Below are 20,555 nucleotides of genomic sequence, written 5' to 3'. Positions count from 1 at the left end.
CACGGCCCGGGTTCTCAAGGCCCCGTGTGGATGTGCGCCGCCCAGAGGTGCGGGGCGGCCGTGTAGCGGTCGCGCAGGGCCCGGACCGGGGCGTGCAGGGCGGCGGCCGGGTCGATGGGGCGGCCGCCGGAGACGTCCTTCGCGAGGGCCCCGTAGAACGCCTCGGTCACCCGGGTCGCCAGCTTGTCCGCGATGGGCCACAGCGTGCCGATCACATGGGGATACCCGGCGAGCTGGAAGGCGGCGGCCAGCTGGACCGCCTCGTCGGAGAGCCGGGTGCCGCCCCGGGATGCGGAGCACGCGGAGAGCACGGCGAGCTCCGGGGCCGCCGGGCGGCGGGCGGCCACGTCCGGGACGGTGAGGCGACCGTCGTGGAGGACGAGGCCGCTCCGGGACGGGGCCAGCAGTTCGCTGACCCCGTGGCAGCTGAAGTGGACCCACGGGTGCGCTTCGAGCGCCCCGCCGACCGCGTCCACGGTCGCGTCGGGGCCGGCCAGCAGCCGCCCGCCGGGGAACAGCTCCGCCAGCACCTCGGCCTCCCGCGCGACCCCGGGCAGCGGCGAGGCCCCCGGCGTCTCGGCCAGGGCCACGACCAGCGGCGCGGGCCGCGCGCCCCGGGCACCGGCGGCGAGTCCGGCGCGGGCGCGGGCCAGGGCGCGCAGGGTCGGGGTGTACGAGGAGACGGCACGGTCCATGACCCAGGTGCCGGAGTCCGGTCCGCCGCGCCCGGCCGCGTGCAGGGGCAGGAAGGACAGCAGGCCGGTCGGGCACCACCACAGCCGGGGCCAGGGCTGCCCGGCGGCCGGTCCGGTGTCGAGGCCGAGGTGGCCGAGCACGGGCTCCGCGACCGTGTCCCAGAGCCGGCCGAGCGTGCCGGACAGGGTGCGCATCATGGCGACGGCCTCGTCCTTGCCGCGTGCGCCGTACGCGGTCTCGACGCCGTCGATGTACTCCGCCGCCCACCCGGCGACGGTCTCCCGGGTGAGGCCGGGCAGCGGGACCACGTCGATCCCGGTGGAGGTGACGACCAGGGCGTCGCAGCGGTAGGTGCTGACGTTGACGACCACGACCGGGCCGCCCTCGGCCGCCGAGAGCAGCTCCGGCACGGACGGAGGGCGCAGGAAGTCCGCGAGGCCCGGCAGCTCCCGGACCTCCGCGAGGAGCCGGTCCCAGCGGCGGGCCAGGGCATGGCGGGCCTCGGCGCCCTCGTTCGCCCCGGGCGGCCCGTCCGGGGACGGGGCGAGTCCGGGCGGGGCGCTCAACGCGTCGCGGACGCGCTCGAACTCGGCCGCGCGGGCGGGGTCGAGGGCGTGCAGCAGAGACACGTCGGCGCGGTTCTCCAGGCCCTGGCCCAGCAGCACACCCCGGCCCTGTTCCAGCAGGGCGAGCGCGCGTTCCGGGGCGCCCGCTTCGAGGGCCAGCGCGGCGGCGTCGCTCGCCAGGCCGTCGGTGCCGCCGAGGCGGGCCTCCTGGTCGACGCGGGCGAGGCCGCGCGGGGCGATGCCGGGCAGCAGCCCCACGGCGTACGCGTAACCCTCCAGGGCCTCGGCGCGGTCGCCCGCCCGTAGCGCGGCCAGCCCCCAGACCCGGCCGGCCTCGATCCGGGCCACGCGGTGCGCGACCGGATCGCGGGCGCCGTCGCGGGCGAGGCGCAGGGCCTCCGTCAGGTCGACGGGCTCGCCCAGGGAGTGGCGGCTCAGCTGCGCCATGGCCAGCAGGACCGCCGAGAGGGTGCGGCTCGGGTCGTTCTCGGCCAGGCCGGTGAGGGATTCGCGGGCGGCGTCGGCGGCGCGCTTCCACGCCTCGCGGGCGGTCGGTCCGGACGGGTCGTCGGCGAGGCGGACGCTCATGTGGCAGGCCATGGTGAGCTTCTGGAGCGCGAAGAAGCGTGAGGGGTGGCCGTCGCCGAGCCGGTCCAGGGCGTACTCCAGGAGCCGGCGTGCCTCGTCGGCGATCTCGGCGTCGCCGTTCGCCCCGGCGAGGCCGGTCAGCAGGTCCGCGAGGTTCATCGCGGCCCACTCGCCGCCCTCCCGGTCGCCGTTCTCCACGGCCATCGCCTCGCGCAGCAGTGCGATCGCCTCCGCGGTGCCCGCGGTGTCGCCGGTGAGGCCGTCCCACTGGCGCAGGGCTTCGGCGAGGTTGTTCAGGTGGAGCGTGCGCTCCATGGCCGCGGGCATGCTCCGGTCGAGCGCCCGCCGCAGCACCGCCACGGCCTCCGCCATCCAGGCCCGGTTCCCGGTGCGCCGGCCCCGGTCCATGAGCGCGCCGCCCAGGTTGGTGAGCGCCATGGCGATCCGGGCCCGGGGAGCGCAGGAGACCGCCTCGCGCAGGGTCTCGACCGCGGTGTCCATCAGGGGTTCGTCGCCGGTGTGGCGGGCCAGCCGCCACTGGAGGCCCCCCAGGCCGGACAGGATCGAGCCGCGCGCCTCGGCCGTCGACGGGCTCAGCGCGCGCAGGGCGGCCCGGAACTGGAACACCGCCTCGTCGGCCTGGCGGGGGTCCCGGGTGTAGTGGTGCAGCGCGGAGAGGCTGTTCGCGAGGCCGAGCAGGGCCACGGGGCCGGGCGGGTCCGGGACCATCACCAGGGCTTCGCGGTGCCAGTGGACGGACTCCTCCAGCGGGGCCGGGTCGGCGGCGAGCCGGGCGAGGTTGCGCAGGGCGTCGCCGAGGGCGGTGCGGGAGGCGGGGCCGCCGTAGTCGTCCTCGTCGGAGGCGGCCACCGCGCGGCGCAGGATCTCGATGCCCTCCCGCAGCGCCGCGGTGTCCGAGCAGAATTCGGCGCGGGCGAGCAGGGCCTCGCCGAAGCAGAGGAGCTGGTGGGCGTGGAGCAGGTCGTCCGGCGAGGACCGGGCGACGGCCTCGCGGTGGGACGCCACCGCCTCGGTGAGCAGTTCGGGGCGGCCGGCGCGGAGCGCGGTCTTCAGCTGGACCAGGCCGATGTTCGACCGGAACACGGAGTGCTCGATGCGGGTGAGCGGGGCGCGGGCCAGCGCCTCGCGCAGAAGGCCCGCCACCTCCTCGTACAGCTCGACGCCGGTCGTCTCGTCGGCCCGTGCGGTGAGGACGTTCGTGAACTCCGCGTGGTGGTCCCAGTAGGCCCGGCTCCCGGGCGGGAACAGCGCGAGCGCCCCGCGCATCTCGTCGGCGCCCGCCCGCCACGCCCGCTCGTCCGCCCCCGCCCGGCGGGCCAGCGCGCCGCCGAGGGCGAAGCGGGTGGCGGCCTGGAAGCCGTCCTCGGGGGAGGGCAGGGCCAGCGCCTCGCGGAGGCGGCCGACGGCCTCGTCCACGTCGGACGGATCGCTGGACAGGCGCAGGCAGCGCCCGAGCGCCGCCAGGACGCGGGCGCGCTCGGGGGAGCGGGGCGGCAGGTCCCCGGCCAGGGCGCGGATCAGGGCGGCCGGGGCGCGCAGGTCGGCCGGGTCGCTCTCCGGCACGGTGCTCCGGGTCTGCCGGAGGGCCCGCTTGGTCACCAGGTCGGCCAGTTGGACGGCGTGCAGCACGCGCCGGACCAGGTCGCCGGGCGGCATGCCCGCCATCCCGGGCAGGGCGTGGGCGACGGCGTCCGCCAGATCGCGCGGGCTGCCCGACGCCTCGTACCGGCTGTCCAGGACCCGGGAGAGGACCCAGTGCGCCTGGGCGGCGACGGGATGCCCGTCCGGTGCGCCGTCCAGGGCCTCCCGGGCGACCGCGTACGCGTCCTCCAGGACCTGCCGGTCCTGGGTGTTGGCGGCGTGGCCGCCCAGGAGGAGGCCGAGGTTGGTGAGGTACACGGTGCGTTCGTAGGGGTTGGGCGCGGCTTCGGCCGCCTCGCGGCAGGCCGCGATGCCCTCCTCGTACGCCGTGCGGTCCTGCGGGGAGCCCTGGACGAGGGCGACGCCCAGGTCGGAGAGGAAGGAGGCGCGGGCGGGCAGCGGGGCGTCGCGCTCGGCGAGGACGTCGCGCAGCCGGGCGACGCCCTCGTGCCGGAGCGCGGGGTCGTCCAGGATTCTGGCCGCCGCGCACAGGGCCGAGCCGAGGGTGGCGCCGATCTGCGCGCGGCTCGGGTTGTTCCAGGTGGTGAGCTCCGCCGCCTTCCGTAACGCGGCGAGGGCTTCCCGGACCGCGTCCGGGTCGCCGGTCGCCTCGGCCCGGTGCCGCAGGACGTGGCCGAGGTTGCCGTGCCGGCGGGCCTGCTCGTCCCGGGGGCCCGGGGCGCAGCGGACGGCGGCGCGGGACGCCTCTTCGGCGGCGGCGAGCGCCTGCGGTCCGGAGCCGTCCTGTGCCCCGTAGAGGAGGACGATCCCCAGGTCGGACAGGTAGCTGCCCTGTTCGAGGCTGCCCTCGCCTGCGGCGGTGGCGGCGTGGCGCAGCAGGGTCTCGGCGAGGGGGAGGGCGCCCGGGGCGCGGCCCTGCTGGAACAGCACGGTCATCCCGACGGCCGCCTGGTATGCGAGGCCGGGCTCGGTGGCGGCGCCGTCCGGTTCGCCGGCCAGCGTCGCGAGGAGGGGGCGCAGCCCGTGCGGAGGCGGCCCGGGGGCCTGGCCGTCGAGGGCGGCGAACCAGAGGACGGCGGCGCCGAGGGCCACCGGGTCGGCCTCGTGGGTGGCGAGGAAGCGGGACCATTCGGCGTGGCCGAGGGCGAGGGCCCCGAGGGCCCACACGCTCCCGTCGGGCAGGGTGGTCCAGGCGCGCACCTCCTGGGCCGCCGCCGTGGCCTCGGCGCCGAGGAACCACTCCAGGGCGCGGGCGTCGGTCCCGGCGCGGGCGGCCAGGTCGAGGATGCGGCGCGCGGCACTCTCTGCGGTCCCCGGTGTCATCGCCCTCCCGTCGGCCGGCAGTTCCTCCAACCTACCGACCGAGGAAGGGACTTGACTCAGGAATCCATGGGCCGGATCTCGTAGTGCAGGGTCCGGTCCCGCTTCAGCCGGTGGGCGAGCGGGACGAGCACTCCCTGCATCGCCGGGTACTTGCGGGACAGCATCCGCGACGCGTGCGTGTTCTCCTTCGAGCCCGCCGGGAGCAGGCGCGCGTGGGCCTCGATCTGGGGGCCCGTGGGGCGGCCGCGTACGGTGCACGGGCCGATCCGCACCACGGGGTGGTTGCGCATGCGCTCCACCTTCCACGCCGAGGAGAACGTCCGGATGTAGGCGTGGTCGCCCTCGACCGCGATGTTCACCGGGGTGTCGGCGTGCGTCCCGTCCTGCCGCCGCGTGCTCAGCAGGACCGCGTACTGCTTCACGAAGGGCCTGAGCTGCGGAACCGTATCCATACGTCCATGGTCCGCCGGGGCGGGCCGGGGCTCATCCGGGCACGGGGCGCCCCGCAGCGGTTTCACGTAGGGTCCCGGGATCATGAGCCCCCGCACCCCCGAGCCCTTCGCCACGCCCCGCCTGGAAGCACTGCCCCTGCGGGTGGAGTACGCGGACGAGATGGCCGCCGTCCTGGCGGACCCGGCCCTGTACGCCTTCACCGGAGGCGCCCCGGAGAACCCGGAGGCCCTGCGGGCGCGCTACGCCCGTCAGACGGCCGGGTCGCCGGACCCGGACGAGCTGTGGTGGAACTGGGTGCTGAGGGCCGGGGACGGTCTCGTGGGCTACGTGCAGGCCACGGTGCGCGGTGACCGCGCCGAGATCGCGTGGGTGGTGGGCGTCCCGTGGCAGGGGAAGGGGTACGCCCGCGAGGCGGCCGGGGGCCTGGTCGCGCACCTCCACGGGGCGGGCGTCACGGCCGTCGTCGCCCACATCCACCCCGAACACGCGGCGTCCGCCGCCGTGGCCGCAGGGGCGGGCCTGGCGCGGACGGGGGAGTGGGAGGACGGCGAGGAGCGGTGGCGGCTGGTCTTCTAGCGCCTCAGGCGTCCGGCGTACGGGGCTTGGCGCGGCCCGCCTGGATCAGTTCGGCGACATCGAGGCTCACCTCGGCGCCGATCGAGGCGGGCAGGGGCGCCTGCTGGCCGGGGGCGTACACCTCGTGGCGGTCGTACGTGCTGCCCAGCGGTTCCGTGAGGACGTGGACGCGGTCGTGCTTCCGGTCGAGGATCACGTAGACGGGGATCTTCGCCTCGGCGTACGCGGCGACCTTGTGCCGGAGGTCGGCGGCGTAGTTGCTGGAGGTGACCTCCAGGACGAGGCGGAAGATTGCGGGATCGTAGCTGTTGTTCTTGATCAGGTGTTCAGCGTAGTCCGCGTCGACCAGAGCGAGATCGGGGATCGCGAAGTCCTCGGGTCCACCCGGCAGCCACAGGCCGATGCCTTGGAGGACTCTCGACTCCGTGCTGTGCAGACCTGCGGCGAGGAACGGGATCATGAGCGTGGTCAGCGCGTCCGCGTGCGGAGCGTCCGGGGGTGGGGCCACGGTGATGACGCCTCCGATGATCTCGACGCGATGGCCGGGATTCTGCTCGGCGAGCCGTTCGGCCGTGACGAGCAGGGGCTCCGGTCCATCGTCACAGGGGTGCTCGACTGCTGCTGCAGACATTGCGGGCCTCCTGGAATGGCTGGTGTCGAGACCATCATCGTAGGGCGGAACGGCTTCAGACCGTGTTTCTGGCATATGCCACACGGTCGAGTGAAGCAGAAACGGCCCCGCACACCTCGCGGTGCGCAGGGCCGTTCCGGGGCGTACGGCTACAGCTTCTCGATCACGTAGTCGATGCAGGCCGTCAGGGCCTGGACGTCCGCCGGGTCGATCGCCGGGAACATCGCCACGCGGAGTTGGTTGCGGCCGAGCTTGCGGTACGGCTCGGTGTCCACGATGCCGTTGGCGCGGAGGGCCTTGGCGATCGCGGAGGCGTCGATCTCGTCCGCGAAGTCGATCGTGCCGATGACCTGGGAGCGCTTGGCCGGGTCGGTGACGAACGGGGTCGCGTACTTGGACTCCTCGGCCCAGCCGTAGAGGTGGCCCGAGGAGGCGGCCGTGCGGCCGGTCGTGAAGTCCAGGCCGCCCTGGGTGTTCATCCACGTCAGCTGCTCGTTCAGCAGGAAGAGCGTGGCGAGCGCCGGGGTGTTGTACGTCTGGTTCTTCAGCGAGTTGTCGATCGCCGTGGGCAGCGAGAAGAACTCCGGGATGTGGCGGCCGGAGGCGTGGACACGGGCCGCGCGCTCCAGGGCGGCCGGCGAGAAGACGCCGATCCAGAGGCCGCCGTCGGAGGCGAAGGACTTCTGCGGGGCGAAGTAGTAGACGTCCGTCTCGGCGATGTCGACCGGGAGGCCGCCCGCGCCGGAGGTGGCGTCCACCAGGACGAGCGCGCCCTCGTCGGCGCCCGCGACGCGCTTGACCGGCGCGGCGACACCGGTGGAGGTCTCGTTGTGCGTGAAGGCGTAGACGTCGACGCCCGCCTCGGCCTCCGGGTCCGGGTGGGTGCCCGGGTCGGAGGCGATGACGGTCGGGTCCGCCAGCCACGGGGCCAGCTTGGCGGCCTTCGCGAACTTCGAGGAGAACTCACCGAAGTTGAGGTGCTGGGACTTCGACTCGATCAGACCGTGCGTCGCGATGTCCCAGAAGGCGGTGGAGCCGCCGTTGCCCAGGATCACCTCGTAGCCCTCGGGGAGGGAGAAGAGGTCGCGTACGCCCTCGCGCACCGCGCCGACCAGGTTCTTCACCGGGGCCTGGCGGTGGGACGTTCCGAGCAGAGACGTGCCGGTGGCGGCCAGCGCGTCGAGCGCCTCGGTCCGCACCTTGGAGGGACCGGCGCCGAAGCGCCCGTCTGCGGGCTTGATGTCAGCGGGAATCTGGATGTCGGCCACGAGTCGGAGCGTATCGCCTCGGTGCGGACGCCATGCGGCCTGTCCGTCGGATGAGACGGGGAGTCCGACTCGTGGCCCGTGGGCCGGGCGGTTCAGCTCAGCTCGGCGGGCAGTCCGGCGCCCGGGGCCAGGGCGGGGGCGTCCCCGGCGGGCGCGGCGGCGTCCGCGCTGCGGGCCGCCGAGAGCCGGTGCAGATGCTCGACCAGGGTGATCAGGACGTACTTGCTGGAGGACCGGTCGCGCGCGTCGCACTCCACGAGCGGGACGTCCGGGGAGATGTCGAGCGCCTCCCGGATCTGCTGCTCGGTGTGGAGCGGGCCGCCGAAGTCGTTGCAGGCGACGATGAACGGCGTGCCGTGGTGCTCCAGCCGGTCGATCGCGTACCAGGAATCGGCCAGGCGGCGGGTGTCGACGAGGACGACGGCGCCCAGGGTGCCGGAGAACAGCCGGTCCCACAGGAACCAGAAGCGCTCCTGGCCGGGCGCGCCGAACAGGTAGAGCACCGAGCGTTCGTCCAGGCTGATGCGGCCGAAGTCGAAGGCGACCGTGGTGGACGTCTTGGACCCGACGCCGTCGAGGTGGTCGACCGCCTCGCCCGCGCGGGTCATCGTCTCCTCCGTGTTGAGCGGACGGATCTCGCTCACGGATCGGACCATGGTGGTCTTGCCGACCCCGAAGCCGCCGACGACGACGATCTTCAGTCCGTTGTCGGCCGTCGCTCTCAGGGCGGCGCGGTCAGAGGTTGCGGAGTCCAACGAGCACCTGTTCCAGGATGTCGGGGGCGGGGAGCCGGTCCGAAACGCGTGCGGTACGCGGATGGCGGGCGCTGATCCGGCCGGTGTCGAGCAGATCGCAGAGCAGGATGCGCACGATGCTGACGGGCAGGTCGAGGTCGGCGGCGATCTCCACGACGGCGGTGGGTCGCTCGCACATCCGGAGGATCGCCACGTGCTCCGACTGCATGCCGGGGGCCGGCTCGCACTCGGCGACGACGAGGGTGACCAGGTCGAAGGCGGCGGAGTCGGACCGGGTGCGGCCGCCCGTCAGGGTGTAGAGCCGGTCCGGGGAGTCGTCCCTGCCGGGACGGGGGCGGGGTGTCATACGGCCGTGCCCCGGGCGGCGGCGACCGCGTCGGCGGGTTCGCGCGGCGGGGCGACCAGGTGCTCGCCCAGCTGCTCGACCAGCTCGCTCATGTTGTGGCCGACGAGGCCCACGTCGGCGCTCTCGGCGGCGACGACCGCGAGGTGGGCGCCCGCGCCCGCCTCCACGATGAGGAGGATGCCGCCGTAGAACTCGGCCATGGCGGAGCGGACGCCGCCGTTGCCGGTGCCGAACTCCACGGACGCGCCGTGGGACAGGCTCTGGATGCCGGCGGAGATCGCGGCGAGCTGGTCGGCCTGGTCCACGGAGAGTTCCGGCGTACGGCACAGCTTGAGGCCGTCCCTCGACAGCACGAGTGCGTGCCGGGCGCCGGGGGTGCGTTCGAGGAGCCCCTCCAGCAGCCAGTTGAGCTTCTCGTCGGTGGTCGCGGTCATCGGGAGCTGTCCTCCGGGGGTGGGGAGTCGGGCCGTACGGAGTTGCGGAAGCTGCTGAAGCGGGCCGCCCGGGCCTTGGGGTCGGGTGCGTCCGTGGCGCCGGCCTCCCGGGCGGGCGCGGGAGCGGAGGCCCGGGCCCGGGCCTCGGCGGCGGCCAGGGTGCGTCCGCGCGAACGCCTGGGCAGGCCGCTCTCGCCGAACTTCGGGAGATTGCCGGTGGTGTCCGACGCGGAGTCGGAGCGCAGCGGCTCCTGGGCGGGCGGCCGGGCGGCGGGGTCCGTCCCCAGGGTGTGGACGGGCTCGGGCTCGGCGGGGGCGGACGCGGGTCCGGGGGCGGTCCGGACCGCGGTGGTACGGGTGATGATCTCCTGCGGGAGCATCATCAGCGCGCCGGTGCCGCCGCGCGCGGAGGGCCGGAAGGAGACGGTGAGCCCGTGCTTGCGGGCCAGCCGGCCGACGACGGCGAGCCCGAGGCGGGTGCCGGTCAGGCCGGTGAGGTCGGCGTCCTCGGCGGAGACCGCGCGTTCCGCCCGGCGCAGCTGCACGTCGCTCATGACGAGGCCGCTGTCCTCGACGGTGATGACGATCCCGGCCGGGACCTCCTCCACGTACACGTGGACCTCGGCGGTGGGCGGCGAGAAGGTCGCGGCGTTGTCCAGGAGCTCGGCGAGGGCGTGCATGACGCCCTCGGCGGCGTGGCCGGCGACGGCGACGTCGCTGGTGGAGTGGAGGCGGACGCGCTGGTAGCCGCCGATCCGGCCCATCGCGCCGCGCAGCACGGACTCCATGACGATGGGCTTGGCCCAGCGCCGTCCGGAGCGGGCGCCGGTGAGCACGGCGACGGAGTCGGCGAGGCGGCCGGCCTGGGCGGTGCGGTGGTCGAGGTGGAGCAGGTCGGCGAGGACGTCCTCGGAGGTGTGCCGGTGCTCCATCTCACGGAGGTCGGCGAGCATGCTCGTCGCGAGGGCCTGCATCCGGCCGGCGGCGTTGGCGCAGGCGGTGAGGGCGGCGGAGCGCTCGGTCTCGGCGCGCGAGGCGCGGGCCTTCAGCCGGGCGTTCTCGGCGGTGAGGCGGGCGGCGCCGGCCTCGGCCTCCTCCCTGGCCTTCGCGGTCTCGGCTGCGGCGGCGGCCCTGAGGCGGGCGGTCTCCGCGGTGAACCGCTGGGCGTCGGCGGCGGAGGCCGAGACCAGGCGGGAGACCTCCGCCGTGAACCGGCCGCTCTCGGCGGCGTGCGTCTCGCGGAGGCGGCGCACCGCGGCCCGGGCGTGGGCGGCGGTGGTGACGGCGGCCACGAGGAGGACGGCGGCCCCGCCGGAGCCCCAGGCCACCGCGGTCCTGGCCGATCCGGGAGCGGCGAAGGTCGCCCACACGCTCAGGGCTGCGGAGAGGGCCGCCGTGACCAGAAGGGCCAGTGCGGTCGGCCGGGTAGAGGGGCGCAAAGCGGAGTCCTTGGGGCGGACGGCGGCGGACGGGGCGGTTCGGACGGGCGTGGCACCAGGGCTGAGCGGGACAGCGGGAACAGCTGATTCAGGAGTAAGTCCCCGTCACTATATGAGAATTGGGGAACCGGTTGGGAAGAACTTGTGACGGGAGCTGTTCTGTTTCTGATTTCAACTTGTCAATTTCTGACCGTTAGCCTGAGGGGAGCGGAAATACCGCACGATTCAGGACTCAGAAGGACAGGCCCCAGTGAATGACCGGCCCCCCACCACCGCCGCAGATCCGGCCGCAGCGGCCGCCGTCGCCGTGCCGGAGGCGGTCGCCTCACCGGCGGTCGGCGCGGCGGAGCGGCCCGGTGGGCGGCGGGCCGCGCTCGCCCCGGTCGCCCTGGTGGTCGCGGGCGGGCTGTCCGTGCAGTTCGGCGCCGCCATCGCGGTGCTGCTGATGCCCCGGGCCGGGGCGCTCGGCGTCGTCACGCTGCGGCTGGCCGCCGCCGCGCTCGTCCTGCTCGTCGTCTGCCGCCCGAAACTGCGCGGCCACTCGCGGGCCGACTGGGGCACCGTGGTCGCCTTCGGCATCGCCATGGGCGGCATGAACACGCTGTTCTACCAGGCCGCCGACCGCATTCCGCTCGGCGCCGCCGTCACCCTGGAAGTGCTCGGCCCGCTCGCCCTGTCCGTGATCGCCTCGCGCCGCCTGGTCAACGTCGTCTGGGCGGCCCTCGCCCTCGGCGGCGTCGTCCTGCTCAGCGGTGGAGGCTTCGACCGGCTCGACCCGGCCGGTGCCGCCTACGCGCTGGGGGCCGGGGCCATGTGGGCGGCGTACATCGTCTTCAGCGCCCGCACCGGCCGCCGCTTCCCGCAGGCGGACGGCCTCGCCCTGGCGATGGTGGTCGCCGCGCTCCTCTCGCTGCCCCTCGGCATCATGGACGCGGGCGCCAAGCTGGTCGTCCCCTCGACCCTCGGCCTCGGCGCGGCCGTCGCGCTGCTCAGCTCCGTGCTCCCGTACACCCTGGAACTCATCGCGCTGCGCCGCCTGCCCGCGCCCACCTTCGCCATCCTGATGAGCCTGGAACCCGCGATCGCCGCCATGGCCGGATTCCTCATCCTCCACCAGGCCCTGTCCCTGACGGACGCCCTCGCCATCGCGCTGGTCATCGGGGCGAGCATGGGGGCGGTACGGAGTCAGGTGCGCGGAGTCGCGAAGCGGTGACGGGGGCCGACGCGGTCAGCCCGCTTCGGGCTCCCACCACGACAGGTTCGCGGTGGCCCGCGCCACCGGCTCGATGACCTCCCAGCCCTCCGCGATCAGCCCCCGCTCGACGCGCCAGATGTCCACCACCACGATCTGCGGACCGCCGGGAAGGCCGCGCCGGGAATGCACCACGACGTGGTCGCCGTCCGCCAGCAGGTGATCGATCCCGACCTCCATCCCGGTGGTCGGGGCGATCGCCGCCTCCACGGCAGCCAGCCACTCCGCCTTGGTGGAGGTGGCCCCGCCGGGCCGGTGGTGCGTGAAGTCCTCGCTCAGGAGCGGGGCCAGCGCCTCGGTGCTGCCGGTTTCGAGCAGGGTGGCCAGGGCCCGCCCCACGATGGTCTTGTTCTCGTCGCTCATGCGGCCCATGCTTTCCGCCGCCGCCCCGGCTGTCGATGAAATGCCATGTCATGGCGGACGGCCCCGGCGGCGGGTACGGTCGGCGCTCGTGCGGACAGTCGGCGAACTCCTGCGGCACTGGCGCCACCGCCGGGGCGTCAGCCAGCTCGACCTGGCGCTCGCGGCCGACGTCTCGCCCCGGCACGTCAGCCTCGTCGAGACCGGCAGGTCGAACCCCAGCGCCGACATGGTCCTCCGGCTCGCGGAGCACCTGGACGTCCCCCTGCGCGAGCGCAACCGGCTGCTCCTCGCGGCGGGCTTCGCGCCCCGGTACGCGGAACGCCCCCTCGGGCACGACGCGCTGGCGGCGGCCCGGGATGCGGTCGAGCGGGTGCTGCGGGCGCACGAGCCGTATCCGGCGGTGGCCTTCGACCGCCACTGGGACATCGTGCGCGCCAACCGGGCCGTCGAGCCGTTCTTCGCGGGCGTCGCCCCCGAGCTGCTGCGTCCGCCGGTCAACCTCGTACGCCTGGGCCTCGACCCCCGGGGCTTCGCGCCCCTGGTCGTCAACCTCGCCGACGTCAGGACGGTGTTCCGGGCCCGCGTCGGCCGTCAGCTCGCCACCGCCCCCGACGCCCGTCTGGCCGCCCTCTACGACGAGCTGCTGGCGCCCGGCGGGGACGAGCCTGAGGGCGCGTCGATCGCCGCCGGGGCCGATGTCGTGATCCCGATGATCCTGCGGCTCGGCGGCCGGGAGGTGCGGATGTTCTCGACCATCACCACCTTCGGCACCCCGATGGACATCACGCTGGACGAGATCGCGATCGAGCTGTACTACCCGGCGGACGAGGAGAGCGCGGCGTACTTCCGCTGAGCGGACCCGGTCGCGCACCGCGCGTACCGCACGCACCGCACGAAAAAAATCATGCAAGCATGCTTGATTGTTTTGTGTTCCGCTGGCAGGCTCCCGGGCACGCCGTCACGCCCCGAGGGGAGCGCACCGTGTCCGATGCCTCAGCCGTGCTGGACGATCTGCGCAGCGAGAGCCTGGAGCTCGACCTGCTCGTCGCCGGGGCGACCGCGAGACAGTGGGCGGGGGAGACCCCGGCCGAGGGGTGGACCCTCGCCCACCAGATCGCGCACCTGAGCTGGACCGACGACGTCGCGCTGATCTCCGTCACCGACCCCGGCCGCTTCGGGGACGAGGTGGCGAAGGCCCTGAAGGACCCGGAGGGCTTCGTGGACCGGGCCGCCGACGAGGTCGTCGCCGCGTACCCGCCGGACGCGCTGCTCGTCCGCTGGCGGGAGGGCCGCGAGCGGTTGCAGGAGGCCCTGCGCGCGGCGCCCGCCGGGACGAAGTTCCCCTGGTACGGGCCGCCGATGAGCGTCGCCTCCATGGCGACCGGGCGGCTCATGGAGACCTGGGCCCACGGCCAGGACATCGCCGACGCACTCGGGGTCACCCGCACCCCGACCGCCCGGCTGCGGCACGTGGCCCGGATCGGGGTCCGGGCCCGCGACTACGCCTTCTTCGTACGCGGGAAACAGCCGCCCGCCGGGGAATTCCGGGTGGAGCTGACCGCACCCGGCGGTGAGGTGATCACGTACGGCCCCGAGGACGCCGCCCAGCGGGTCACCGGGCCGCTGCACGACTTCTGCCTGCTCGTCACGCAGCGCGCCCACCGCGACGACCTGGCCGTCCGCGCGGAGGGGGCGGACGCGGACGCCTGGCTGTCGATCGCGCAGGCCTTCGCGGGGCCCGCCGGGGCGGGGCGCGCGCCGAAGGGGGAGCGGTGACCGGGCCCGCGCCCCTCCGCGTCGGCAACGCCTCCGGGTTCTACGGCGACCGCTTCGACGCCCTGCGCGAGATGCTCACCGGCGGCCCGCTCGACGTCCTGACCGGCGACTACCTCGCCGAGCTGACGATGCTCATCCTCGGCCGCGGCCGCCTGAAGGACCCGGCCCGCGGCTACGCGTCCACGTTCCTGCGGCAGCTGGAGGACGGGCTCGGGCTCGCCCACGAGCGGGGCGTCCGGATCGTCGCCAACGCGGGCGGACTCAACCCGGCCGGGCTCGCCGACGCCATCCGGGAGCTGGCCGGGAAGGTGGGCGTGCCGGTGCGGGTGGCGCACGTGGAGGGCGACGGCATCCCCGTACCGGAGGGCTTTCTCACCGCGAACGCGTACCTTGGGGGAGCAGGCATCGCGGCTTGCCTGCGGGCCGGTGCCGAGGTCGTCGTCACCGGCCGGGTGACGGACGCCGCCCTCGTCACCGGCCCAGCCGCCGCCCACTTCGGCTGGGGGCCCGAGGACCACGACGCGCTCGCCGGGGCCGTCGTCGCCGGGCACGTCCTGGAGTGCGGTACGCAGGCCACGGGCGGCAACTACGCCTTCTTCCGCGAGCACGACGTCCGCCGCCCCGGCTTCCCGGTCGCGGAGATCCACGCGGACGGCAGCTCCGTCATCACCAAGCACGACGGCACCGGGGGCGTCGTGGACCTCGGCACGGTCACCGCCCAGCTCCTGTACGAGACCGGCGGCGCGCGGTACGCGGGCCCCGACGTCACCGCCCGGCTCGACACCGTGACGCTGACCCAGGACGGGCCGGACCGGGTCGCGATCACCGGCGTACGCGGGGAGGCCCCGCCCCCCACGCTGAAGGCCGGGCTGACCCGGCTCGGCGGCTGGCGCAACGAGGTCGTCTTCGTGCTGACGGGGCTCGACATCGAGGCCAAGGCGGCGCTCGTCCGGGCCCAGTTCGCCGACGCCTTCGCGCGCGCCGGACGGCAGCCCGAGGAGGTCCGCTGGGAGCTGGTCCGCACGGACCGGGCCGACGCCGGCACCGAGGAGACGGCGAGCGCCCTGCTCCGGCTGGTGGTCCGGGACCGCGAACAGGAGCCCGTGGGGCGGGCGTTGTCCGGCGCGGCGATCGAGCTGGCGCTCGGCAGCTACCCCGGCTTCCACGTCACCGCCCCGCCCGGGAAGGGCGCGCCGTACGGGGTGTTCGAGGCGCGGTACGTACCGGCGGAGGACGTGGAGCACGTCGCCGTGCTGCCGGACGGGACGCGCCGCACGATGGAGCACCCCGTCCGGACGCTGGAGCTCCGGGACGTCGAACCGCCCTGCCTGCCGCCGCCGTTGGCCCCCGGCCCCACCGTGCGCGCCCCGCTCGGCCGCGTCGCCGGGGCCCGGAGCGGGGACAAGGGCGGGGACGCCAACGTCGGGGTGTGGGTCCGGAGCGACGACGCCTGGCGGTGGCTGGCGCACGAGCTGACCGTCGACCGCTTCCGCCTGCTCCTCCCGGAGACCGAAGGGCTCACCGTCGTACGCCATGTCCTGCCCAACCTACGGGCGTTGAACTTCACCGTGCGCGGGCTGCTCGGCGAAGGCGTCGCCGCGCAGCACCGCTTCGACCCGCAGGCCAAGGCGCTCGGGGAGTGGCTGCGCGCCCGCCACCTGGAGATACCCATGGCCCTTCTGGAGGTGCCCGCATGACCGTCCTGCCCACCGGGCTCGACACCGCGAGCCCCGACTACGCGGCCAACCGGGCCGCCATGCTCGACAAGCTGGCCGAGCTGGAGGCCGCGCACGCCAAGGCCCTGGAGGGCGGCGGGGAGAAGTACGTCGAACGGCACCGCAAGCGGGGGAAGCTGCTCGCCCGGGAGCGCGTCGAACTGCTCGTCGACCCGGACACGTCGTTCCTGGAGCTGTCGCCGCTCGCCGCCTGGGGCAGTGACTACGCGGTCGGCGCGTCGCTCGTCACCGGGATCGGGGTGGTGGCGGGCGTGGAGTGCCTGATCACCGCCAACGACCCGACCGTACGCGGCGGGGCGTCGAACCCGTGGACGCTGAAGAAGGCGCTGCGCGCCAACGAGATCGCCTTCGCCAACCGGCTGCCGGTCATCAGCCTGGTCGAGTCCGGCGGTGCGGACCTGCCGTCGCAGAAGGAGATCTTCATCCCGGGCGGCGCGCTCTTCCGCGACCTCACCCGGCTCTCGGCCGCCGGAATCCCCACCGTCGCCGTGGTCTTCGGCAACTCGACCGCCGGGGGCGCCTACGTCCCCGGCATGTCCGACCACACCGTGATGATCCAGGAGCGCTCGAAGGTCTTCCTGGGCGGACCGCCCCTGGTCAGGATGGCGACCGGCGAGGAGAGCGACGACGAATCGCTCGGCGGGGCCGCGATGCACGCCCGTACGTCCGGGCTCGCCGACCACTTCGCCGTGGACGAGCAGGACGCCCTGCGCCAGGCCCGCCGGATCGTCGCACGCCTCAACTGGCGCAAGGCGCAGGCCGATCCGGGCCCCGCCGAGCCGCCGAAGTACGACCCGGACGAGCTCATCGGCATCGTGCCCGGGGACCTGAAGGTGCCGTTCGACCCGCGCGAGGTGATCGCCCGGCTGGTCGACGGCTCGGACTTCGACGCGTTCAAACCGCTCTACGGCACGAGCCTGGTCACCGGATGGGCCGCTCTGCACGGCTATCCGGTCGGCATCCTCGCCAACGCGCAGGGCGTGCTGTTCAGCGAGGAGTCGCAGAAGGCCGCGCAGTTCATCCAGCTCGCCAACCAGCGCGACATCCCGCTGCTCTTCCTGCACAACACCACCGGCTACATGGTCGGCAAGGAATACGAGCAGGGCGGCATCATCAAGCACGGCGCGATGATGATCAACGCGGTGTCGAACTCCAAGGTCCCCCATCTGTCGGTCCTGATGGGCGCCTCCTACGGCGCCGGGCACTACGGCATGTGCGGCAGGGCGTACGACCCGCGCTTCCTCTTCGCCTGGCCCGGCAGCAAGTCCGCCGTCATGGGGCCGCAGCAGCTCGCCGGGGTGCTCTCCCTCGTCGCCCGCGCCTCGGCCGCCGCGAAGGGGCGGCCGTACGACGACGAGGCGGACGCCGCCCTGCGCGCGATGGTCGAGCAGCAGATCGAGTCCGAGTCGCTGCCGATGTTCCTGTCCGGGCGGCTGTACGACGACGGGGTCATCGACCCGCGCGACACCCGGACCGTGCTCGGCCTGTGCCTGTCCGCCATCCACACCGCACCGGTCGAGGGCGCCCGGGGCGGCTTCGGCGTCTTCCGGATGTGAGTTGAGATGATCAAGAGTCTGCTCGTCGCGAACCGGGGCGAGATCGCGTGCCGCATCTTCCGCACCTGCCGGGCCCTCGGCATCGCCACCGTCGCCGTGTACTCGGACGCGGACGCCGGTGCGCTGCACGTCCGGGAGGCCGACACGGCCGTACGGCTGCCGGGCGCGGCCCCCGCCGACACGTATCTGCGCGGCGATCTCGTCGTGGCCGCCGCGCTCGCGGCCGGGGCGGACGCCGTGCACCCCGGCTACGGGTTCCTCTCCGAGAACGCCGGATTCGCCGCCGCCGTGCGGGAGGCCGGGCTGCGGTGGATCGGGCCGCCCGTCGAGGCGATCGAGCTGATGGCGTCGAAGACCCGGGCCAAGGAGCTGATGGCCGCCGCCGGGGTGCCGCTCCTCGCACCGGTGGACCCGGCCGCCGCGACCGCCGGAGACCTGCCACTGCTGCTGAAGGCGGCGGCCGGTGGCGGGGGGCGGGGGATGCGGATCGTGCGGGACCTGGGGGATCTGCCGGGGGAGCTGACCGCCGCCCGGGCCGAGGCGCTGTCCGCGTTCGGGGACGGGGAGGTGTTCGCCGAGCCGTACGTGGAGCGCGGCAGGCACGTCGAGGTCCAGGTGATGGCGGACGAGCACGGCGGGGTGTGGGCGCTCGGGACCCGGGACTGCTCGCTCCAGCGGCGGCACCAGAAGGTCATCGAGGAGGCGCCCGCGCCGGGCCTGCCGGAGGGGCTGCGCGAACGGCTGCGCGAGGCGGCGGTGGCCGCCGCCCGGGCGGTGGGCTACCGGGGGGCGGGGACCGTGGAGTTCCTGGTCGCCGCGGACGGGCGGCCGTACTTCCTGGAGATGAACACGCGGCTCCAGGTGGAGCACCCGGTGACCGAGGAGGTGTACGGGCTCGACCTCGTCGCGCTCCAGCTCCGGATCGCGGAGGGCGAGCCGCTGCCCGCCGCCGGGCCGCCGTCCCCGTCCGGGCACGCCGTGGAGGCCCGGCTGTACGCGGAGGACCCGGCGCGGGACTGGCAGCCGCAGACCGGAGCACTGCTCTCGCTGGACGTGCCGGGGGTGCTGGGCGCGCCGGGGGCGCGGGACGTGCCGGGGGTGCTGGGCGCGCCGGGGGTGCGCCTCGACACCGGCTACACCGGCGGCGACACGATCGGCGTCCACTACGACCCGATGATCGCCAAGGTGATCGCCCGGGCGCCGACCAGGGCCGAGGCGGTGCGGCTGCTCGCCCGCGCCCTGGAGCGGGCGCGCATCCACGGGCCGGTGACCAACCGGGACCTGCTCGTCCGGTCGTTGCGGCATCCGGACTTCGTGGCCGGGCGGCCGGACACCGGGTTCTACGACCGGCACCTGGCGGAGCTGACGGCTCCGGGCGACGGGACGTCCGCCCGGCTCGCGGCCACCGCCGCCGCCGTGGCCGAGGCGGCCCGTAACGCCACCGCCACCACCGGGGGCGGCTTCACCCGCTTCGGTGCCTGGCGCAACCTCCCCTCGCAGCCCCAGCTCCGGCGCTACCGCGGCGAACCGGACGGGGCCGACCACGAGATCACGTACCGGCCCACCCGCGACGGCGGCCTGACCGTCGGCACCGAGGGCGTCCGCGTGGTGTCGGCGGGACGCGCCCGGGTCACCCTCGAACACGGCGGCGTGACACGGCACTTCGACGTCCTCCCGGCCGACGGCAAGGTGTACGTCGACACCGCCTCCGGCTCGTACGCCTTCACCGCCCTGCCGCGCTTCACCGACCCCGCCGACCGCACCGAGCCCGGATCGCTGCTCGCCCCCATGCCCGGCACGGTGGTCCGCCTCGCGGACGGCCTCGAGGAGGGGGCGGCCGTCGAGGCCGGGCAGCCGCTGATCTGGCTGGAGGCGATGAAGATGGAGCACCGCATCCTCGCCCCCGCGTCCGGCACGCTCACCGCCCTGCACGTCGCGCCCGGCCTCCAGGTGGAGGTCGGCGCCCTGCTCGCCGTAGTCACCGACCCCGCTGAGGAGCAGCCCGCATGAGCACCGTTCTCGAAACCGAAGAGCACCAGGCCCTGCGCGCCGCCGTCGCCGCCCTCGGGAAGCGGTACGGGCGCGCCTACATGCAGTCCCTCGTCGGCGAGGGCGGCCACCCCCGCGAGCTGTGGGCCGAGGCCGCGAAGGCGGGCTTCCTCGGCGTGAACCTCCCCGAGGAGTACGGCGGCGGGGGCGCGGGAATGGCCGAACTGTCCATCGTGCTCGAGGAGTTGGGCGCCTCAGGCTCCCCGCTCCTGATGATGATCGTGTCGCCCGCGATCTGCGGCACGGTGATCGCCCGCTTCGGCACGGACGCGCAGAAGCGGCAGTGGCTCCCCGGGCTCGCCGACGGCTCCCTCACCATGGCCTTCGGCATCACCGAGCCGGACGCCGGTTCCAACTCGCACCGCATCACGACCACGGCGCGCCGGGACGGCGGGGACTGGCTGCTCACCGGCCGCAAGGTCTTCGTCTCGGGCGTCGACATCGCGGACGCCACGCTGATCGTCGGCCGCACGGAGGACGCGCGGACCGGAAAGCTCAAGGCGTGCCTGTTCATCGTCCCGCGCGAGACGCCCGGCTTTCAGCGGAACCGGATCGACATGGAGGTCCACGCCCCGGAGAAGCAGTTCGAACTGGTCCTGGACGACGTGCGACTGCCCGCCGAGGCGCTGGTGGGGGACGAGGACGCGGGGCTGCTCCAGCTCTTCGCGGGCCTCAACCCGGAGCGCATCATGACCGCGGCCTTCGGCATCGGGATGGGGCGTTACGCGCTCGGCCGGGCGGTCGACTACGCGAAGACGCGCCAGGTCTGGAAGGAGCCCATCGGCGCCCACCAGGCCATCGCCCACCCGCTGGCCCAGGCCCACATCGAACTCGAACTGGCCCGCCTGATGATGCAGAAGGCCGCCCGGCTGTACGACGCGGGCGACGACCTCGGCGCGGGCGAGGCGGCGAACATGGCGAAGTACGCGGCGGGCGAGGCGTGCGTGAAGGCGGTGGACCAGGCGGTGCACACGCTGGGCGGCAACGGGCTCACGCGCGAGTACGGGCTGGCCTCGCTGATCACCGGGGCGCGGGTGGCGCGGATCGCCCCGGTCAGCCGGGAAATGATCCTCAACTACGTATCCCACCAGACCCTGGGTCTCCCCAAGTCGTACTGAGAAGGGC

At 74.5% G+C, this 20,555-nt stretch carries 17 protein-coding genes; 8 read left to right on the top strand and 9 right to left on the bottom strand.

Annotated elements, in window-relative coordinates; all coding sequences use genetic code 11:
* Positions 1 to 14: 14 nt before the first annotated feature.
* A complete protein-coding gene (locus tag AB0L33_RS08730) occupies positions 15 to 4,796 on the bottom strand; it encodes a CHAT domain-containing protein (protein WP_365679012.1) in 4,782 nt (1,593 codons plus the stop codon).
* A gap of 56 nt (positions 4,797 to 4,852) precedes the next feature.
* Positions 4,853 to 5,248, bottom strand: coding sequence for a PPOX class F420-dependent oxidoreductase (locus tag AB0L33_RS08725; protein WP_365679010.1), 396 nt, complete (start codon positions 5,246 to 5,248; stop codon positions 4,853 to 4,855).
* An 82-nt stretch (positions 5,249 to 5,330) separates the two neighbouring features.
* On the opposite strand from AB0L33_RS08725, the gene AB0L33_RS08720 reads away from it, so the two are divergent.
* The gene (locus tag AB0L33_RS08720) at positions 5,331 to 5,825 is read left to right on the top strand and encodes a GNAT family N-acetyltransferase (protein ID WP_365679008.1); all 495 of its coding nucleotides are present in this window, start codon (positions 5,331 to 5,333) and stop codon (positions 5,823 to 5,825) included.
* A 4-nt stretch (positions 5,826 to 5,829) separates the two neighbouring features.
* On the opposite strand, the gene AB0L33_RS08715 is transcribed toward AB0L33_RS08720, so the two are convergent.
* From AB0L33_RS08715 to AB0L33_RS08690, 6 genes are all read right to left on the bottom strand, one after another.
* Positions 5,830 to 6,456 carry a Uma2 family endonuclease gene (locus tag AB0L33_RS08715; protein ID WP_365679006.1) on the bottom strand — a complete coding sequence of 209 codons (627 nt, stop codon included), beginning with the start codon at positions 6,454 to 6,456 and terminating at the stop codon, positions 5,830 to 5,832.
* Between the two features lie 149 nt (positions 6,457 to 6,605).
* Positions 6,606 to 7,724, bottom strand: coding sequence for a phosphoserine transaminase (gene serC / locus AB0L33_RS08710; RefSeq protein WP_365679004.1), 1,119 nt, complete (start codon positions 7,722 to 7,724; stop codon positions 6,606 to 6,608).
* 92 nt (positions 7,725 to 7,816) lie between these two features.
* The gene (locus AB0L33_RS08705) at positions 7,817 to 8,479 is read right to left on the bottom strand and encodes an ATP/GTP-binding protein (protein ID WP_365679002.1); all 663 of its coding nucleotides are present in this window, start codon (positions 8,477 to 8,479) and stop codon (positions 7,817 to 7,819) included.
* Positions 8,460 to 8,825 (bottom strand): DUF742 domain-containing protein, encoded by a 366-nt coding sequence (locus AB0L33_RS08700; RefSeq protein ID WP_365679001.1) that lies wholly within the window; start codon positions 8,823 to 8,825, stop codon positions 8,460 to 8,462. Before AB0L33_RS08700 ends, AB0L33_RS08705 begins: the two co-directional genes overlap by 20 nt.
* Positions 8,822 to 9,259 (bottom strand): roadblock/LC7 domain-containing protein, encoded by a 438-nt coding sequence (locus AB0L33_RS08695; protein ID WP_365678999.1) that lies wholly within the window; start codon positions 9,257 to 9,259, stop codon positions 8,822 to 8,824. The genes AB0L33_RS08700 and AB0L33_RS08695 overlap by 4 nt, the downstream gene beginning before the upstream one ends.
* Positions 9,256 to 10,698: an ATP-binding protein gene (locus AB0L33_RS08690; protein WP_365678997.1), complete on the bottom strand. Its 1,443-nt coding sequence runs from the start codon at positions 10,696 to 10,698 to the stop codon at positions 9,256 to 9,258. Before AB0L33_RS08690 ends, AB0L33_RS08695 begins: the two co-directional genes overlap by 4 nt.
* Before the next feature lie 250 nt (positions 10,699 to 10,948).
* Between AB0L33_RS08690 and AB0L33_RS08685 the strand changes: the two genes are divergently transcribed.
* Positions 10,949 to 11,911, top strand: a complete 963-nt coding sequence (locus AB0L33_RS08685) for an EamA family transporter (RefSeq protein WP_365678995.1) — start codon at positions 10,949 to 10,951, stop codon at positions 11,909 to 11,911.
* 15 nt (positions 11,912 to 11,926) lie between these two features.
* Here the strand turns inward: AB0L33_RS08685 and AB0L33_RS08680 are convergent, their stop codons facing one another.
* The gene (locus AB0L33_RS08680; RefSeq protein WP_365678993.1) at positions 11,927 to 12,313 is read right to left on the bottom strand and encodes a nuclear transport factor 2 family protein; all 387 of its coding nucleotides are present in this window, start codon (positions 12,311 to 12,313) and stop codon (positions 11,927 to 11,929) included.
* Between the two features lie 88 nt (positions 12,314 to 12,401).
* On the opposite strand from AB0L33_RS08680, the gene AB0L33_RS08675 reads away from it, so the two are divergent.
* The 6 genes from AB0L33_RS08675 to AB0L33_RS08650 all read left to right on the top strand — a co-directional run bounded on the left by AB0L33_RS08675 (position 12,402) and on the right by AB0L33_RS08650 (position 20,548).
* Entirely contained in the window at positions 12,402 to 13,166 is a 765-nt protein-coding gene (locus AB0L33_RS08675) for a helix-turn-helix transcriptional regulator (protein WP_365678991.1), read from the top strand.
* Positions 13,167 to 13,294: 128 nt separating this feature from the next.
* A complete protein-coding gene (locus AB0L33_RS08670; protein ID WP_365678989.1) occupies positions 13,295 to 14,089 on the top strand; it encodes a TIGR03084 family metal-binding protein in 795 nt (264 codons plus the stop codon).
* Positions 14,086 to 15,786: an acyclic terpene utilization AtuA family protein gene (locus AB0L33_RS08665; RefSeq protein WP_365678987.1), complete on the top strand. Its 1,701-nt coding sequence runs from the start codon at positions 14,086 to 14,088 to the stop codon at positions 15,784 to 15,786. Before AB0L33_RS08670 ends, AB0L33_RS08665 begins: the two co-directional genes overlap by 4 nt.
* Positions 15,783 to 17,381 (top strand): carboxyl transferase domain-containing protein, encoded by a 1,599-nt coding sequence (locus AB0L33_RS08660; protein WP_365678985.1) that lies wholly within the window; start codon positions 15,783 to 15,785, stop codon positions 17,379 to 17,381. Before AB0L33_RS08665 ends, AB0L33_RS08660 begins: the two co-directional genes overlap by 4 nt.
* Before the next feature lie 6 nt (positions 17,382 to 17,387).
* Positions 17,388 to 19,391, top strand: a complete 2,004-nt coding sequence (locus tag AB0L33_RS08655; RefSeq protein ID WP_365678983.1) for a biotin carboxylase N-terminal domain-containing protein — start codon at positions 17,388 to 17,390, stop codon at positions 19,389 to 19,391.
* Positions 19,388 to 20,548: an acyl-CoA dehydrogenase family protein gene (locus AB0L33_RS08650; protein WP_365678981.1), complete on the top strand. Its 1,161-nt coding sequence runs from the start codon at positions 19,388 to 19,390 to the stop codon at positions 20,546 to 20,548. Before AB0L33_RS08655 ends, AB0L33_RS08650 begins: the two co-directional genes overlap by 4 nt.
* Positions 20,549 to 20,555: the final 7 nt, after the last annotated feature.

Origin of the sequence: Streptomyces sp. NPDC052299, from assembly GCF_040679335.1 — a bacterium.
GTDB lineage: Bacteria > Actinomycetota > Actinomycetes > Streptomycetales > Streptomycetaceae > Streptomyces.
This window is presented reverse-complemented; position numbering and strand designations above follow the sequence as displayed.

Bases quoted from the DNA above. Each gene is read 5' to 3' on its own strand.
- AB0L33_RS08680 (WP_365678993.1), bottom strand. From the start codon at position 12,313: ATGAGCGACGAGAACAAGACCATCGTGGGGCGGGCCCTGGCCACCCTG.
- AB0L33_RS08655 (WP_365678983.1), top strand. From the start codon at position 17,388: ATGATCAAGAGTCTGCTCGTCGCGAACCGGGGCGAGATCGCGTGCCGC.
- AB0L33_RS08715 (WP_365679006.1), bottom strand. From the start codon at position 6,456: ATGTCTGCAGCAGCAGTCGAGCACCCCTGTGACGATGGACCGGAGCCC.
- AB0L33_RS08700 (WP_365679001.1), bottom strand. From the start codon at position 8,825: ATGACACCCCGCCCCCGTCCCGGCAGGGACGACTCCCCGGACCGGCTC.
- AB0L33_RS08650 (WP_365678981.1), top strand. From the start codon at position 19,388: ATGAGCACCGTTCTCGAAACCGAAGAGCACCAGGCCCTGCGCGCCGCC.
- AB0L33_RS08725 (WP_365679010.1), bottom strand. From the start codon at position 5,248: ATGGATACGGTTCCGCAGCTCAGGCCCTTCGTGAAGCAGTACGCGGTC.
- AB0L33_RS08695 (WP_365678999.1), bottom strand. From the start codon at position 9,259: ATGACCGCGACCACCGACGAGAAGCTCAACTGGCTGCTGGAGGGGCTC.
- AB0L33_RS08730 (WP_365679012.1), bottom strand. From the start codon at position 4,796: ATGACACCGGGGACCGCAGAGAGTGCCGCGCGCCGCATCCTCGACCTG.
- AB0L33_RS08660 (WP_365678985.1), top strand. From the start codon at position 15,783: ATGACCGTCCTGCCCACCGGGCTCGACACCGCGAGCCCCGACTACGCG.
- AB0L33_RS08720 (WP_365679008.1), top strand. From the start codon at position 5,331: ATGAGCCCCCGCACCCCCGAGCCCTTCGCCACGCCCCGCCTGGAAGCA.